The organism is Desmospora profundinema, assembly GCF_031454155.1.
Classification (GTDB): Bacteria; Bacillota; Bacilli; order Thermoactinomycetales; family DSM-45169; genus Desmospora; species Desmospora profundinema.
Genome location: NZ_JAVDQG010000001.1, coordinates 420,055 through 436,264, shown reverse-complemented (window position 1 = coordinate 436,264; position 16,210 = coordinate 420,055). Strand labels below are relative to the sequence as shown.

Sequence of the window (16,210 nt, the reverse complement as noted above, 5' to 3'; positions counted from 1 at the left end):
CAATCCGCTACAGTTAAAGCAGTTCCAACGCCCCACAGGAAGGAGAAAAAGCCATTGGAAATGCTGAAGGTGAAGCATCTGAGCAAAATTTACGGAGGGGAGGTGACCCACCGCGCCCTTTCCGATATCAACTTAACGGTAAATCAAGGCGAGTTTGTTGGGATCATGGGCCCTTCCGGCAGCGGAAAGACGACACTTCTCAACCTGGTGTCCACGATCGATTCTCCCACTTCCGGAGAGGTACGGATCCACGGGAAAAATCCTTATCAACTAAAGAAAAAAGAACTGGCGATCTTTCGTAGGCGCCATCTCGGTTTTGTCTTTCAGGATTACAATTTACTGGATACCCTGACCATTGGTGAAAACATCGTATTGCCGCTTACCTTGGACAAAAAAAGCATAGAAGAGATGGATCAAAAGTTGGCCGAAGTGGCGAAAAAGCTGGGGATCACCCCGATTTTGGACAAACGCACCTATGAAGTGTCGGGTGGTCAAAAACAGCGGGCTGCGATCGCTCGGGCCATTATCCATTCCCCCTCGTTGCTATTAGCGGATGAACCGACAGGAAACTTGGATTCCAAGGCCTCCCGAGATGTAATGGAAATGTTGGAATCCATCAATCAAACCCTGGGAACCACTACCCTGATGGTCACCCATGATCCCTTGGCAGCCAGTTACTGCAATCGGATGATCTTTATCAAGGACGGCCAACTGTATAACGAGATTCACCGAGGCGATAAGCGGCAGGCTTTTTTCCAGGAGATCATCGATGTATTGTCCCTGATGGGAGGGAACACCCATGACCTTTCGTCAGTTCGCGTTTAACAATGTCAAACGCAACACCCGTCATTACTTGGCTTTCTTTTTCAGCAGCATTTTTTCCATCATGATCTTTTTCATCTATGCTGCATTCATTTTTCATCCCGATATCGGTAAAGACCCCAATCTGGGGAGTTTTATCCGGGAAGGAATGGCTGCGGCGGAGGTGATTATTTACGGGTTTTCCTTTCTGTTTGTTCTCTATTCCGTTGGCCATTTTCTAAAAGTACGCAAGAGGGAATTCGGTGTGCTCACGGTCTTGGGAATATCCAACCAGCAGCTTAATCGCCTGTTGTTTTTGGAAAACCTGATCATCGGTGTCGTGTCGATCTTCGTCGGTGTACTGATGGGCATCTTGTTGACCAAAGCCTTTTTCTTGGCAGCGGCAGCTGTTTTCGATCTGAAGGAGTTGTCCTTTTATTTTCCGGTAAAAGCACTGGGGTTAACCATCGGTGCCTTTTTGATTCTCTTCTTAATCATTCCTTTCTTTACGCGATCGATGATCCAAAACAGCGATGTCATCGGTCTGCTGAAAGGAAGTATAAAGCCCAAAGCAGAGCCCAAGGCTTCGCTACTTTTGGTGTTGTTGTCTGTAGGGACACTCTTTATGGCCTATTACTTGGCCAGCCAAGGAATACGGAATGCCCCTTTGCTCTGGATCATGATCTGTACGATCGTCGGAACCTATTTCTTCTTCTCTCAACTCAGTGTTTATCTGGTTCGCTGGTTAAAGAGTAAACGGTCTTTTTTTTGGAAAGGAAGCCGCATCCTGTGGTTATCCGATCTGGCCTACCGAATAAAAGACAACACGCGCTTGTTTTTTTTAGTGACCATGGTGTTCGCTGTAGCCTTTACCGCCATCGGAAATTTTATGGCCCTTGAAAAGTCGCTGATGCGCATGATGGAAAATGAGCCCTTCGCTTTTTATTATCTATCCGAAGGAAAAGTGCCAAGGGAAGAGGCAACCCGGCTCATCGATCAAGAATTGGGCAAAGCGGAGGTTTCGTTTGACAAATTAAAGACCCGACTAGTTTTTCATTCGGTGGAAGAGTCGGGTTATCCGGATCCGGAAGCATTTATGAAATGGTCGGACTATCACCAGATGACCCAAGCACTGGGGTGGGAAACGCAGAAGCTTCAATCCGGGGAAACGCTGGTGTTAAAGGCGGCAGAGGCTGAAAAGGAATTTATTCCCAAACAATTAACCGTGACGAAAGCCGATCAGTCGTTCCAGCTTTCTGGTGAATCTCAGGCGAGCTTTTTACCCCGAGCCTTTTTGATTTATGTGGTGCCGGACAACGATTACCAAACGTTGTCGGACCATGCACCGCCTGAATCGACGCACACGTATATCACCTACGTCGTTCCCGAATGGCTGCACCAATTTCCGCAAACGGATTCTCTGGAAAACAAATTGGGGCAACAATTTCTTCAATCATCCGATCTGGATCGAGAAGGGGAGTATTTCTTCGCTCGCGGTACCTCACTGATCGGAATCAAACAGGGAATGAACGCCGTTCTATTTGTCGGATTGTTTGTTGCGGTGATCTTTTTCCTCGCTGCCGCCAGTTTCCTCTACTTTCGCCTGTATGCCGATCTGGAGAAGGATCAACATCATTATCGTGCCGTTTCCAAAATCGGTTTGACGGAATGGGAAATGAAACGTTCCGTGATGGTACAGATTGCGATCCTGTTTTTCCTTCCGTTCATGGTTGCCGTTGTCCATACTTTTTTCGCCTTACAGTTGAGTCAATCCGTCCTGGATGTGTCTATTACGAAACCGGCGGCAGTCGGGATCGGCTTATTCTTCCTGCTGCAACTCCTGTATTTCGGAGTCGTCTGCAATCGGTATCTGGTCCAGGTCAAACGAATATTGGTGTGATCAGTGACAGGGAAGATGACGAAAACCAATCAAGGAGGATTTATCATGAAAAAAATCATGCTCCTATTGTTGTGCCTCGCTGTGTTGTTCGTTGGTGTCCTTTTCGTTGCCGGAGATAAAGTGATCTCCACTATTAAAAAGTCCGGCACGGAAGAGTATTATGTACAGATTCATGGAGAAGGGGAGACTTCTGACAATAGACGGGTATACACATTGAAGGGATATGATAAAGAAGGGAAAGAAAAAGAGCTTTCCTTTGACTCTTTGGAAGCTCGTCAGCTTCGGGAAGGTGCCTATCTGCGCCTTTATGTCGAAGGGGAAGATCAGGTGAAAACCTATGAAGAAGTACAGAAAAACGACCTTCCGGCAAGCATCAGAGAAAAGTTTCAACCCTAAACATAGGATCAGCCTCCTCAAATAGAGGAGGCTTTGTGTTACATTTCCAACGTGATTCATCGATATCCACCTCCATAACCAACATAGCAGATCATCCTAACATCTATTGTCATCGAAAAACAATCGCATTTATAACTCGCTTGGCAAATGATACCGGCACAGTTCGAGTGCGTGGGTATGTTCTTTTAACACCTCGGATGTTTGCGGGTTTACATAGATCATGGGATATTCGACTTCACCCATTTCCGGGCGGATCGGAAAAGCCAACTGTTCCACGTGAGGGGAAAATTCGGCATTCACCCCCGGTTTATTGCCTCTGGCATCGATCCGAACCCACTTTTCCAATGAATCGAGATAGACAGCATTTAAGGCGTGTATGACATATCCCGTGTCAGGAGTATCTCCTCGTGTCAGCCGTTGGTAGCAAAATCCGGCCGGAATTTCCTGGGCTCGTAATAAGGCTACGAGTAAGTGGGATTTCGCATAGCAGATTCCTTCTCCAAACCGCAGTACGTCCGATGCTTTTCGGGTGACCCGTGAACTTTGGATATCCCATGAATGATGGATTTGATCCCGAACAAATTCAAATGTATATTTTATACGATCTGTTGCTGTTGAATACAAACGGCGTATCCCTCTTGCTCGCTGTTGGACTAACGGATGGAAAACATCCACTTCATCTGATTCAGACAGATAGTCCTCCCATACAGAGGATTGGCAGGAAAGATTCATCACAACCCCTCCAGATATGAATATTTACTCATTAATAAATATAATTATACACAACATCAGGGCGGGGGACAGTATCGTTCAATTTTGTCTTTCCAATCATTTCGTCTATGATTTGGAAGGAGGCACATATGGGTTTGACAATATAATAAGCATATGGTTATATGCAGATGAGGTGATGGGATGATCACGACGAAGTTAGAGTGGGAAGAGCTGGCCGAGTGCAATAAAGCCATGGGGGATAAAACCCGTCTGCGAATGTTGGCTCTGTTAAAAACAGAGGATCTTTGCGTCTGTGAGCTGGTGGAGATTTTGGGGATGACGCAACCAGCGGTTTCCCAGCATATGCGTAAGTTAAAAAACGTCAAGCTGGTAAAGGAACGCCGACAGGGTCAATGGGTGATTTATTCTCTTGATGGAGAGCGGCTTCCCTATTTCCGGTCTGTAGTGGACAGTCTGCCGGATCTTTCTCATGAGATTAAAGCGTTAAAAGCGAGCGGCAAAAAAGTGGTGTGCGAGTAAAGAGAAATAAGGGGAGAAACCATGACGTCATCAGCCTGGATTTCTTTTTTCATCTTTGCCATTACCTTGTTATTTGTGATCTGGCAGCCCTGGGGATTATCGATCGGATGGTCGGCGACCGGAGGAGCGGTTTTAGCCCTTCTGTTTGGTGTTGTGACGCTATCTGATGTTTGGACCGTAACCGGGATTGTGTGGAACGCGACATTGGCATTTGTCGCCGTGATCTTGATCTCTCTCATTCTTGATGCAATCGGGTTCTTTGAATGGGCGGCCCTTCACATGGCGCGTCTGGCCGGCGGAAACGGACGAAGGATGTTCGTCTATGTCATTATGTTAGGAGCGGCGGTGGCGGCTTTCTTCGCCAACGACGGGGCGGCCTTGATTCTCACCCCAATTGTGTTAGCGATGGTCCGGGCCCTTCGCTTTGAGGAAAAAATGATCCTCGCTTTTGTGATGGCCAGTGGCTTTATCGCCGACACCACCTCATTACCGCTGGTGGTGAGCAACCTTGTGAACATTGTCTCCGCCGACTATTTTGGAATCGGGTTCGTCGAGTATGCCACTCGTATGATCGTTCCCAATCTGTTTGCGCTGGGAGCCAGTCTCCTGGTTTTATTCCTGTTTTTCCGCAAGAGCATCCCGAAGAACTATGATCTTTCTCAACTGCAAAAGCCCCGGGAGGCCATCAACGATCTCCGTCTCTTCCGCCTCTCGTGGGTGATGCTGGGAATCTTGCTGATCGGATATCTCTTCAGCGAACCGCTGGGTGTCCCCGTCTCCATCATTGCCGGTGCGGCAGCCATTTGGTTCATTTTGGCCGCCCGGCGCAGCCCCGTGATTCGGACGAAGCAGTTGGTAAGAGAAGCCCCCTGGACCGTCGTTGTTTTCTCCATCGGCATGTATGTGGTGGTCTATGGTTTGAAGAACGTCGGGTTTACCGACACGCTTGCTGGAGTGATTCAATGGACGGCGGACCATGGGGTATTGGCAGGAACCTTAGGTATGGGGTTGATCGCTGCCATCCTGTCGTCCATCATGAATAACATGCCGACGGTGATGATCAATGCCCTGGCCATTAACGCTACGGCAACCGATGGACTGATGCGGGAAGCGTTGGTCTATGCCAACGTGATCGGTTCTGACCTCGGACCGAAGATTACTCCAATCGGTTCGCTGGCGACCTTGCTCTGGCTTCACGTCCTCTCCCGCAAAGGTGTGAAGATTACCTGGGGTTATTACTTTAAAGTGGGCATCATCCTCACCATTCCCACACTGCTGATTACGCTGTTCGGCCTGTATATCTGGCTGATTTTGATCCACTAATATCAATCGATGGAGGGAATTCATCATGACCAACAATGGAAAAAAAACAATCTATTTTCTTTGCACCGGCAACTCCTGTCGCAGTCAAATGGCGGAAGGATTCGGCAGGAAGATCCTTGGGGACCGCTTCAACGTCTACAGTGCCGGCATCGAGGCTCACGGTTTAAACCCGAAGGCAGTAAAAGCGATGGAGGAGAAGGGGATCGACATTTCCGATCAGACGTCTGATATCATCGACCCCCAGATCCTGAACACCGCCAATTACGCCATCACTTTGTGTGGGGACGCCAACGACAAGTGTCCCATGACCCCGTCACAGGTCAATCGGCAACACTGGGGCTTTGACGACCCTGCTAAGGCGGAGGGGACCGAAGAGGAAGTCTGGGCTGTCTTCCAACGGGTGCGTGACCAGATCGAAGAGCGAATCCGCCGATTTGCGGAGGAAATAGAAGGATCCTAATGAGGGGACGGCTCTTTGCGAAGTGGAACCTGGTATGACTGCCCAAGGTTGACCCTAAAAGGGGGATTACTCCTTTTTGCGGTCACTTTGAATTTCATCAGTCAATATGTCCTGAATACACCATGGTGACTGGTCCGAGATTCGACTGAGTAGAAACAAATAAGTCGTATTCTGTTTTTTACGGTCGCGGTAAAGGGTTACTGGCAACCGAACCTCGGTGAACAATAGATCAGCTGAGATCTTCTCATTCGTGGCTCCTGTCTGTTTTTTCGAGCGAATGAACGTCAGCCTTTTCATCTCTCTCATAAAAAAGTCCTGTTTTTCCCGAGTAAGGCCCTCGGAAAGCAGTTGAAGGATTTCCGAATCCTGATGGGACAGGGCTTCAATGAAGCTTTCCGCCAACATTTGCGGAGTTGCCGAACGTAAGAACACTCTTACGTTCCCTGCCGCTTTATTGATCATCAATTGATGTGTTAAATCCGGATCTTTTGAGCGATGTGTCGTACTGCCTGAAAAATGGATGCAAAAATGACCGGAAAAGCCGTTATTCCGAATACCGCCGCCGCCGTGAGGCATCCCGTTCATGGATGCGGCCAACCATTCCTTTCCCGAATGAACCAGAATCGCTTTCCGATTCCAGCTCCAACGATTGTGATAAATCTGCTTCATTATTTTAGTATCTTGTTTTGTAAGTGGCTGTACGTCGGCATGTTTACTGCCCGCTCGACGCTGAACACGAAACGACAGACCGGTCTCTAAATCAAGGACCGTAAACATGTGCTTTTTAGGGAGAATGTACTTCGCTTCTTTCCAAGGGATCAATTTGCCGTAATGATGCCCTCTAAGCTTTCTTCCATAACTTTGGAGCTTTTTGGCCGTTTTTTTGGGAAGGATCAGGCGTTCCCTAGTCGTTTCATCCCATAATGTCCCGGAGGACTCCATCCGAAAATGGCGTTCCTGTCCCGCTTGCCGGATCGTTACATATATATCTGTTAGAGAAAATGGAACGTCAGCTTTTTTCTTTTGGGCTTTTCGCCATGCTTTTGTCATCTCGGCATTGCTTAATTCCATTTTACTTTCGAACGCTGCTGTTGAACTGGATCTCACACTTACTGTGATTATGGGTTTATCCGTCATTTTAATAGCTAAAGCTGGTGATAAGAAGGCAAACGACACAAAAAAAGCGAATGCTAATGCAACCCCCATGGTTCGAATAACATCTCTAAGCATTCTTTCCCTCCAAACATCGTGTAAGTTTATGGAACTTATATGATCGACGACTATATTATTTCTGTATCAGGACTTATTATGTAGACAAAGGATGGGGGGAGTGGTTTCCTGCATCAGAAAGCCCGGACCTTCATATGGAGTTCCGGGCTTTCTGATGGCTTAAAAACAAAAAAAGGCTGCTTTTCGCAGCCACGTCTTTGTCGCGGTTTGATCAATGCAGCTCCCGGAACAAGCCAATCACTTTGCCCAGAATGGTAACTTCAGGCAGGAGGATGGGTTCCATTTGATCGTTTTCCGGTTGCAGGCGAATTCGGTTTTTCTCTTTGAAAAAGCGTTTAACCGTCGCTTCCGAGTCGGGGGTCATGGCGACGATGATGTCTCCGTTGTCGGCGGATTGCTGTTGACGGACAAGGACGTAGTCCCCATCCATGACACCGGCGTTGATCATACTGTCCCCGCGGACCGACAGAAGGAAAACAGAATCTTCCTGGCCAACCATGCGACGGGGAAGAGGGAAATAATCCTCCACGTTTTCCACTGCCGTAATCGGTTCACCGGCGGTTACTTTTCCCACCAAGGGAACCAAGACGGTATTGGCGGCGAGGTCCGGCAACAGGCTGTCTTCTTCATCCAACACCTCAATCGCACGGGGTTTGGTGGGATCCCGGCGAATCAGTCCTTTTTTCTCCAAACGGGAGAGATGTCCATGTACCGTGGAGCTGGATGCCAGCCCGACCGCTTCACCGATTTCCCGGACAGAGGGGGGATACCCCTTTTCCCGTACTTCCTGCTTTATGTAGTTGAGTATAGCTTGTTGCCGCGGTGACAGTTTGGACACGCCATTCATCCCCTTTCCATTCTTCTTGTGTGCGGATATCCCAGCTTCAGGCATGATTCCGTATGGTTTCTTCCAGTATACATGAAGATGTGGAAAAGTACAAACATAGGTTCGAATTTCCGCTTGACAGAACATGTGTTCCGTAATAACCTGATATCGATCGACATAGCTTGTACCAAAATGATAACGGAGGGAGAAGCCGTGAAGGGGATGAATCCATTCGGATGGGGAATCGTCGCCTTGATCTTCATCCTATGTTTGGCATTTGCTTGGAGGAACGAGGGGGCGGCGCTTTCTCCCGATCACATGCAGGTAATCCAGGTTCAGCCGGGGGACACGTTATGGTCGATTGCGAGACAAGCGGCCGGTCAGGATCGGGATGTGCGCCAGGTTGTAAATGTGATCCGTGAAATCAACGGATTGAGGGAAGCCGTGATTCATCCGGGTCAAGAGTTAAAAGTTCCCGTATATGATTAACAGGAACGGCGCTTTTCTTGAGCGGCGTTCCTGTTCATTCACCGTTTCTCCTCGTATGCCGCTTATTTTCCCTGTCGGCCCAACTGCTCCGCCTCTTTCAACCATTGCCGAATTCGTTCTTCCGAAGCGTGTTTAACGGAAGAGAGGTTGGTAAACCTCACAGGGCGGATTCCGCAAAACTCCATAATCATTCTCTTAAAAGCCCGGTGTGCGGGCTTTCCGTATGCCCAACGATAATACCAAAACGGGGCGTCCATCGTGATGAAGACTCTCGCCGTTCGGCCCGTGAGCAGCCGATCCCAACCGACTCCCTTATCATGATACTTAAAAGCAAAGCCGGGCAGAAATACTCGGTCGATAAAACCCTTCAACAGAGCAGGCGGCATTCCCCACCAGACTGGAAACGTCCAAACAATATGATCCGACCAATGAATCCATTCTTGGGCGGTTTCCAGATCCGCTTCTAAAGGCATGCGTTTTTTATAACCGTAAGCTAAATTAGGATCAAAAGTGAGCTTGTCCAGTTCCAATAAACGAACGTCCCGATCGGTAGATTCGGCTCCGCGCTGATATGCTTGGGCGAGAGATGACGATAAACTGTCCGGATGGGGATGACCTTGGATAATCAGGATTCGTTTGGACATTGGGACTCCTCCTCCATGGGTAGTCTCTTTATTTATAGCGAACTTTGTTGGTTTAAACAGGAGGGGAATATGGCAAGATCCTGACAATAATACCGATAACGGACATCCGCTATCGGTATTCCATATAGGTGATTTCTTTTTTCAGTTCTCCGAGCCCCTCCATCCCGTGGAGGACGATGACAGGGATGATATCGTCTTTGGTTGTATCGGCCAGGGCGATATTGACCAGCTTGATGTCATGATAAATAAAGGAAAAGTCAATGCGATCCCCCACATCGCCGGTATTGATCTGTTCATCCACTTTCCGCAGCTCACTGCTCAACCGGTTTAGTTTGTTGATCAATTCTTTTTTTCTTTCTTTGTTCAGCTTGTAGTTGGAGTAGTGCTCGATGGTCATTTTGTAGGTATCGGAGATCTCATTTAGGATATGCTGGCCCTTCTTATCCTTAAAGCTTTGGATATACGACTGTGTCTGTTTTTGCTGGTAGTATTGAGTACCCAATATGGTGATTGCGATGATGGTGAGATAAATGAGCAGTGATCGCAACAGCGGCTTCCATTTGTCACTCACGCGGTCCCCTCCCGTCTGCGGACGGTTTGTACCATGTATATGGACAGGAGGGGGGCGTTATTCCTGCACCCTGTTGAAGGAAAACGGCTGCTGTTGATCAGAAAAATCAGCCGGTATATTGACTGTTCGATCGGTCAGTTATATAGTAAAACTGGAAGGAGGGAATCAATTGGAACGGAACAGACCACGTGACAAACGCCTGGAAAGAGGGGAACAGACGCGCAGGCGGATCCTGAGAGAGACGATTGCCATGATCGCTGAAGACGGAATCAAAGAGGTATCCGCCGCCAAATTAGCCAAAGCGACTAGTGTGAGCAAGAGCAACATTTTTCATCATTTTCATTCGATCGATGAGATACGGATGCATGCCCTCTATATTATATTTGATGATCTTCTTGGACAGTTGGACGCCGAATATCGTGATCTGGATGATTTTTTACAATCGCTGGGCCGATCATTTTTTCAACTTCCGGAAGATCACCTCAAAACGGTTAGAGCTTTTTTTTCCTATTATCACGAGGGGATGTTTGATTCGGAGTATCAAAAGGCGCTTGCTTCTTGCGCCGATCAAATGGCTGTACGGCTATCCAAGCATCTCACACAGTTAACCCCTCATCCTGTTCCGCAAGAGACAGTGGAGTCGATTGCAACGATTCTGTTGTCTACAATGGACGGCATGGGCTTACATTACTTACTTACCGGGGAGGGCGCACGATTTAAACAAGCATGGCAACTCCAAGTACAAATGATTTATCAACTGCTGTCAGAGCAGTGAGTAAAATCGCATCAACAAACTGACCATACAGACGGTTAGTTTTTAATGGAGGGATCGGTATGAAAACCGTCAATGTGCCGCCATTTTTCCATGAAGTATGGGGGAAAAGAACGACCAAGCTGGAGTTAGGAATCACTATAATCTTCAGCGTTACAATGACGGTCGTTCTCTTTGCTTTCACTTACTCCGAGTGGAGGGAGCTTGAGCTTTGGAAAATAGTCATTCTCGCATCATTGGCACTGGATATAACCGGGGGAGTGATTGCCAATCTTACATTTGGAACGAATCACTACTATAAGCATCGACCAACTGCACGGTACATTTTCCTGTTCATCCATGTCCAACCGGTTATTTTCGCTCTCATACTGTGGAATTATTTTGCAGCTTGCATCGCCGTCTGGGGTTACACCATCCTTTCAGCCTTGTTCGTGAACCGATTCATCAACCATCCTGCCCAAAGAGTGATTGCGGCTGTTTTTTTAACGAGCGGGATCGGGGGCCTGTTCTTGCTTTTTTACCCCATTCCGAAATTTCTCTTTATCCTGCTGCTTTTTTACGTAGTAAAAGTGATATACAGTTTTGCAGTAGACCATTATGCTGAGAGGGAGGGATAAGGGATCGGGTTGGAGACAGATCTATTGTATGTTTTGAGAAGTTGAATAAAAAAGGAAGGGATTACCCCTTCCGAGCCGAATCATGGATATACTGAATCGCTTCGATGGCCGCCTGCTTCCCCTGATCAATGCAGTCAGGAATCCCAATGCCGCTGAAAGAGGCTCCCGCCCAGAAGATTCCGGGGAGGTGACACCGGCTCTTCTCGCGGAGACGTGCCACCCATTCGGCGTGCCCTGGCGTGTATTGGGGCATCGCCTGTTTCCAGCGGGTAACACGGGTAAAGAGAGGCGTTTCAGAAATGCCGAGAATGCTATGCAGATCCCTTCGGACGGCGGAAACGATGGCTTCATCCGACTCATGGACGATGGCTTCGTCTCCGGAGCGCCCCACATAACACCGGATCAGAGCTTTCCCTTCCGGGGTGGTGTGGGGCCATTTCTTATGAGTCCATGTGCATGCGGTTATGGTCGTCGGTTCCCGGCGCGGCACGACGAATCCGGTTCCGTCTTTCTCCAAACGGGCCGCATCCGCGTCATAGGCCAGGATGACAGTGGCAACGGAAGCGGCGGGTACCGTTCGGCCGGCTTTCGGAACATCCAAGCCGGAAAAAAGGCGATCCGTTTCCGATTGCGGCAGGGTCATCAGGACGGCATCCGCCTCCAGCGTTTCGCCGGTTTGTGTGAACAACCGATACCTTCCGTCGTTTTTTTCAATTCTTTCCACCCGCATAGAAAGGCGTACACTGTCTTGGGGTAAAGTTGCCGCCAATGCATCCACCAGGGACTCCAGACCGTCTTTCAGCGTTAGGAACATCCCCTGCGGCTTTTGGTCGGATCGGGTCGGACGGGTTCTTTTCATCCCCAGGATCAAGCTGCGATGCTTCTCCTCCAAGGCTGCAAATTGAGGAAAGGTGGCCATTAAGCTGAGTTGATCGATATCCCCGGCATATATCCCCGACAGAAGGGGTTCGATTAGTTGATCTACGACTTCATTGCCGAGGCGTTGCCGGAAAAAACGACCTACGGAGATATCCCCATCACGGTGTCTACGGGGCAGGATCAAATCTCCCGCCGCCCTCAGTTTGGCTGCGGGGGAGAAGAGGGGAGTGGTAACAAAAGGGCTGAGACGGGTCGGGATCCCCATCACCGCTCCCTCCGGGATGGGCAATAATTCTCCTCTGCGCAAGATATAGGCCTGTCCCGTTCGGTTGCGTACCAAGCGATCTTCCAACCCCAGATCCACAGCCAATTGTTTGGCGCTGGCTTTCCGTTCCAAAAAGGAATCCGGTCCGGTTTCCATGACAAAACCATCGAAACGCTCCGTCTGGATCTTGCCGCCCAAGCGGGTGTCCGCTTCGAGTAGGGTGATCCGAGGTTGGATCCCTTGTTTACCAGCTTCCCGCAAAAGATAAAAGGCGGCGGAAAGACCCGTGATGCCTCCGCCGAGTATGGCGATACGCGGAGTGCTCATGCCCGTTCACGCTCTGCCCACTGTTGGGATATCACGTCTGCCAGACATTCAATAAACTCCGGCTTGGCATTGGGCATCGGAGGGCGATGGTAGCGTGCCCCGATTTCATCACAGACGATTTTACACTCATAATCGTTGTCGTAAAGCACTTCCAGGTGATCGGCCACAAAACCGAGGGGGCAGTAGATAAAACCGGTGTATCCTTTTTCGCGGTGCAAGTCACGGGTCAAGTCTTGCACATCCGGCTCCAGCCAAGGCTCCGGTGTGTTGCCGGCACTTTGCCAGCCTACGGCGTAGTTTTCAATGCCGGCCGCTTCCGCAACCAATTGGGCGCTTTCCTCCAACTGTTGGGGATAGGGGTCCCCAACACGGATGATCTTCTCCGGCAGGCTGTGAGCGGAAAAGACGACGCAGGTTTGCTTCTGCTCTTCGTCAGATAGACTCGCCATGATGTTGCGAATGCCGTCCGCCCAATAGGCCACGTAACGCGGATGCGCATACCAGCTTTCCACTGAATAGAGACAGGGCCCACCCCGCTTATCCGCTTCCTCCTTGGCCCGACCATTGTAGGAGCGAATGCTGAAAGTGGAGTAATGTGGGGCCAATACGATGCTGACCGCTTCCTCGATGCCGTCTTGATGCATCTGCCGGACGGCATCTTCTACAAAGGGATCGATGTGCTTTAAGCCAAGGTAGGCTTTAAATTGCACCTCTTCATGAAGTTCATTGAGCCGATCCTGCAATTTCAACGCCTGATCGTCCGTAATCCGGGCCAGGGGAGAGATACCGCCAATCGCTTCATAGCGATCTTTCAGATCTTGCAGCAACTCTTCCGGGGGTTTGCGGCCATGACGGATATGCGTGTAATAAGGTTCGATTTCTTCGGTGCTGCGTGGCGTCCCGTAGGCCATCACCAACAGACCAACCGTCCGTTTCGTCATGGTTACACCTCATTTCGTCTCGAAGAGTAATCGTGGATAAACTGGGTCAGCCGTTGCAGGGTCTCCACTTTTAATTCGGGAAAGGTACCATGACCAAGATTGAAGATATGACCGGGGTGCTCCTCCCCTTGATCCAGAATCTCCTTCGCCTTGGCTTCGATCTTCTCCCAAGGTCCAAGCAGGAGGGAGGGGTCCAGGTTACCCTGCAGGGTTTTCCGAATGCCGAGCGCTCGGGCTTCCGGAATGGAAGTCCGCCAATCCAACCCCAATACATCGACGGGGAGACGATCCCATTCCAGCAACAGATGGCCTGCTCCAATACCGAAGTAAATCGTGGGAACATCGGTGGATTCCTTTAGTTCAGCGAAGATCCGCCGCATGGTCGGGGCCACATAAGTCCGATAATCCTCCACGTTCAGAGCACCCACCCAGGAGTCGAAAATCTGCACGGCAAGGGCACCTGCTTTAATCTGAGCTTTGAGGTACGTGACGGTCAAGTCCGCCAGCTTCTCCATCAGCTTCTCCCACGCTTGTGGTTGTGCGTACATAAACCCTTTGGTCTGATGGTAGTTTTTCGAGGGTCCTCCCTCGATCATATAACTGGCCAGCGTGAAGGGGGCGCCACCAAATCCGATCAACGGGACGGTCAGATCCCGACGTAATTGACGGATGGATTCCAGGATAAACGGAACATCGCTCTCCGGATCCAATTCACCCAGCTGTTCCACATCCTCCAGGTGGCGAATCGGGTTGTCAATCACGGGGCCGATGCCGGAGCGGATCTCCACGTCCACCCCGATCGGTTTCAGCGGGGTCATAATATCGGCAAACAAAATCGCCGCATCTACACCCAATTGTTCCACTGGCAATTTGGTCACTTCCACGCATACTTCCGGAATTTCATTCATTTCGAAGAAAGAGTACTTTTGACGGATCGCACGGTATTCCGGTTGATAGCGGCCTGCTTGCCGCATATACCACACCGGCGTGTGCGTAACCGGCTCTTGGCGGCAGGCTCGCAGGAAGGTATCGTTAAAGGATTTTTGCGCCATGGGGACACACCTTTCTTAATTAGAACAACTCTAAATAAATGACACTTCCTATTTTGCCATAATCTCAATTAGATGAAAGGGGGAACGTTTACAATCCCGTGTCATCCTGCTTGGTAAATCCCTTATTATGGATTTTTTTCATTCATATCGCACATGGAATGACCGCAGAGATGAATCTGGGTTTTTCTCCCGTATTTCCCAATCGGTTACCTTAGAAAAGCGCGGCCCCTGTTTGACGGCCTCCGTAAAACGGGAAAGCCTGTTTTCATCCGCCTGTGCTTCCAATTCGACACTGCCATCGTCCCGATTGCGAACCCATCCTTTCACATCATATTCAGCCGCCATCTGTTGGACGAAAAAACGAAAGCCTACCCCTTGAACACGACCGTGGATCACGAGATGGATGCGTTTCATAACGGCCCTCCTTGTGTACTCTTCCTCCATTCTTTCCACGAGATCGTCCACATCAACCCTCCGATAAGGAAAGTGGGGGAAACGAAAATTGTTTTTTTACTGATTTCCCATAGATACATTTCCAGTATAATAACCGGTATAATAAATGGAACTTCCCAGATTTTAAATTAAAGGAGAATACGATCTTGAAACAGCAAACGCTACCCTTCATTACTCTCCTTTGGCTGTTCATTATCGTGTTGACGGCCGGATGCGGTCAGTCCGCCAGCCAGGATCCACAAGAGGGGCAGACTGGCGAGGAGAAGCCGCATTGGTCATATGGGGAGGAAACCGGCCCAGAGCATTGGGGTGAACTGAGTCCTGCGTTTTCGCTCTGCAATGAAGGGAAGAAGCAATCGCCGATCGATATCACCCAATATCAAACCAAGGATTTGACTCCCGTTGATTTCAATTACAAACCGTCTGCATGGGAGGTCGTCAACAACGGTCACACGATCCAGGCAAACGTCTCCTCATCAGACAATACCATCACGGTCGATAACCACACCTACTTATTAAATCAGTTTCATTTCCACACCCCCAGTGAACATACGATCAACGATGAAGCCTATGCGATGGAGCTTCATTTGGTCCACCAGGATGAGAATGAAAATATCGCAGTGGTTGGGTTGTTGATTCAATCGGGGAAAGAAAACACACAACTGGCTTCCTTATGGGAAAACATGCCTCAAAACGAGAATGAACCGGAAGTGGCTCTCGACGGAAAGTGGAATGTGGATACGCTACTTCCCAAAGACATCCGCACGTACCGTTACAGCGGCTCTCTCACCACACCTCCATGTTCGGAAGGAGTACAGTGGTTACTGATCAAACAACCAATCGAATTGTCCGAAGAGCAAATCCAGGCATTTCAAAGAATTTTCCCCATGAACAGCCGTCCGGTACAGCCCCTCTATAATCGGGATATTATCGAGGAGGTGCAAGGGGATCGATAGGGGAGATGTCCATTATTCCAAAGCAAAAAGCTGTCCATAGCGGACAGCTTTTTGCTT

The 16,210-nt window shown here is 49.2% G+C and carries 19 protein-coding genes; 10 read left to right on the top strand and 9 right to left on the bottom strand.

The window, feature by feature from the left end; translation table 11 throughout:
• Nucleotides 1-54: 54 nt before the first annotated feature.
• Genes JOE21_RS01995 through JOE21_RS01985 form a run of 3 tightly spaced genes read left to right on the top strand, consistent with a single transcriptional unit; the run spans nucleotide 55 to nucleotide 3,097 of the window.
• Complete coding sequence (locus JOE21_RS01995) at nucleotides 55-825, top strand: ABC transporter ATP-binding protein (RefSeq protein ID WP_309861756.1); 771 nt, start codon at nucleotides 55-57, stop codon at nucleotides 823-825.
• The gene (locus JOE21_RS01990; protein WP_309861753.1) at nucleotides 800-2,701 is read left to right on the top strand and encodes an ABC transporter permease; all 1,902 of its coding nucleotides are present in this window, start codon (nucleotides 800-802) and stop codon (nucleotides 2,699-2,701) included. The genes JOE21_RS01995 and JOE21_RS01990 overlap by 26 nt, the downstream gene beginning before the upstream one ends.
• A gap of 45 nt (nucleotides 2,702-2,746) precedes the next feature.
• The gene (locus JOE21_RS01985; RefSeq protein WP_309861750.1) at nucleotides 2,747-3,097 is read left to right on the top strand and encodes a YxeA family protein; all 351 of its coding nucleotides are present in this window, start codon (nucleotides 2,747-2,749) and stop codon (nucleotides 3,095-3,097) included.
• Nucleotides 3,098-3,226: 129 nt separating this feature from the next.
• On the opposite strand, the gene JOE21_RS01980 is transcribed toward JOE21_RS01985, so the two are convergent.
• Nucleotides 3,227-3,829 (bottom strand): transglutaminase-like domain-containing protein, encoded by a 603-nt coding sequence (locus JOE21_RS01980; protein WP_309861747.1) that lies wholly within the window; start codon nucleotides 3,827-3,829, stop codon nucleotides 3,227-3,229.
• A 180-nt stretch (nucleotides 3,830-4,009) separates the two neighbouring features.
• Between JOE21_RS01980 and JOE21_RS01975 the strand changes: the two genes are divergently transcribed.
• The 3 genes from JOE21_RS01975 to arsC are packed head-to-tail and all read left to right on the top strand — an operon-like array spanning nucleotide 4,010 to nucleotide 6,131.
• Entirely contained in the window at nucleotides 4,010-4,348 is a 339-nt protein-coding gene (locus JOE21_RS01975; RefSeq protein WP_309861746.1) for an ArsR/SmtB family transcription factor, read from the top strand.
• Nucleotides 4,349-4,369: 21 nt separating this feature from the next.
• The gene (locus JOE21_RS01970) at nucleotides 4,370-5,671 is read left to right on the top strand and encodes an arsenic transporter (protein WP_309861744.1); all 1,302 of its coding nucleotides are present in this window, start codon (nucleotides 4,370-4,372) and stop codon (nucleotides 5,669-5,671) included.
• A 25-nt stretch (nucleotides 5,672-5,696) separates the two neighbouring features.
• Complete coding sequence (gene arsC, locus JOE21_RS01965; protein ID WP_309861741.1) at nucleotides 5,697-6,131, top strand: arsenate reductase (thioredoxin); 435 nt, start codon at nucleotides 5,697-5,699, stop codon at nucleotides 6,129-6,131.
• A 66-nt stretch (nucleotides 6,132-6,197) separates the two neighbouring features.
• Here the strand turns inward: arsC and JOE21_RS01960 are convergent, their stop codons facing one another.
• Together JOE21_RS01960 and lexA are read right to left on the bottom strand one after the other, a co-directional pair.
• Nucleotides 6,198-7,361 (bottom strand): hypothetical protein, encoded by a 1,164-nt coding sequence (locus JOE21_RS01960; protein WP_309861738.1) that lies wholly within the window; start codon nucleotides 7,359-7,361, stop codon nucleotides 6,198-6,200.
• Between the two features lie 211 nt (nucleotides 7,362-7,572).
• Nucleotides 7,573-8,199, bottom strand: a complete 627-nt coding sequence (gene lexA / locus JOE21_RS01955; RefSeq protein ID WP_309861735.1) for a transcriptional repressor LexA — start codon at nucleotides 8,197-8,199, stop codon at nucleotides 7,573-7,575.
• 201 nt (nucleotides 8,200-8,400) lie between these two features.
• Here lexA and JOE21_RS01950 point away from each other — a divergent pair, with 201 nt between their 5' ends.
• Nucleotides 8,401-8,676, top strand: coding sequence for a LysM peptidoglycan-binding domain-containing protein (locus JOE21_RS01950; protein WP_445347057.1), 276 nt, complete (start codon nucleotides 8,401-8,403; stop codon nucleotides 8,674-8,676).
• 62 nt (nucleotides 8,677-8,738) lie between these two features.
• Here JOE21_RS01950 and JOE21_RS01945 read toward each other — a convergent pair whose 3' ends face one another.
• Entirely contained in the window at nucleotides 8,739-9,320 is a 582-nt protein-coding gene (locus JOE21_RS01945) for an NAD(P)H-dependent oxidoreductase (protein ID WP_309861733.1), read from the bottom strand.
• Nucleotides 9,321-9,429: 109 nt separating this feature from the next.
• Nucleotides 9,430-9,891, bottom strand: coding sequence for a hypothetical protein (locus tag JOE21_RS01940; protein WP_309861729.1), 462 nt, complete (start codon nucleotides 9,889-9,891; stop codon nucleotides 9,430-9,432).
• A 169-nt stretch (nucleotides 9,892-10,060) separates the two neighbouring features.
• On the opposite strand from JOE21_RS01940, the gene JOE21_RS01935 reads away from it, so the two are divergent.
• Together JOE21_RS01935 and JOE21_RS01930 are read left to right on the top strand one after the other, a co-directional pair.
• Nucleotides 10,061-10,666, top strand: coding sequence for a TetR/AcrR family transcriptional regulator (locus JOE21_RS01935; RefSeq protein WP_309861725.1), 606 nt, complete (start codon nucleotides 10,061-10,063; stop codon nucleotides 10,664-10,666).
• 59 nt (nucleotides 10,667-10,725) lie between these two features.
• Nucleotides 10,726-11,280, top strand: a complete 555-nt coding sequence (locus tag JOE21_RS01930; protein WP_309861724.1) for a hypothetical protein — start codon at nucleotides 10,726-10,728, stop codon at nucleotides 11,278-11,280.
• Between the two features lie 61 nt (nucleotides 11,281-11,341).
• Here the strand turns inward: JOE21_RS01930 and hemY are convergent, their stop codons facing one another.
• From hemY to JOE21_RS01910, 4 genes are all read right to left on the bottom strand, one after another.
• A complete protein-coding gene (hemY, locus tag JOE21_RS01925; RefSeq protein WP_309861721.1) occupies nucleotides 11,342-12,751 on the bottom strand; it encodes a protoporphyrinogen oxidase in 1,410 nt (469 codons plus the stop codon).
• On the bottom strand, nucleotides 12,748-13,692 hold the full coding sequence (gene hemH / locus JOE21_RS01920; protein ID WP_309861718.1) for a ferrochelatase: 945 nt from the start codon (nucleotides 13,690-13,692) through the stop codon (nucleotides 12,748-12,750). The genes hemY and hemH overlap by 4 nt, the downstream gene beginning before the upstream one ends.
• Nucleotides 13,693-13,694: 2 nt before the next feature.
• Entirely contained in the window at nucleotides 13,695-14,744 is a 1,050-nt protein-coding gene (hemE, locus tag JOE21_RS01915; RefSeq protein ID WP_309861716.1) for a uroporphyrinogen decarboxylase, read from the bottom strand.
• Nucleotides 14,745-14,882: 138 nt separating this feature from the next.
• A complete protein-coding gene (locus tag JOE21_RS01910; protein ID WP_309861713.1) occupies nucleotides 14,883-15,158 on the bottom strand; it encodes an acylphosphatase in 276 nt (91 codons plus the stop codon).
• A gap of 185 nt (nucleotides 15,159-15,343) precedes the next feature.
• Between JOE21_RS01910 and JOE21_RS01905 the strand changes: the two genes are divergently transcribed.
• Nucleotides 15,344-16,153 (top strand): carbonic anhydrase, encoded by an 810-nt coding sequence (locus JOE21_RS01905; RefSeq protein ID WP_309861710.1) that lies wholly within the window; start codon nucleotides 15,344-15,346, stop codon nucleotides 16,151-16,153.
• Nucleotides 16,154-16,210 lie beyond the last annotated feature (57 nt).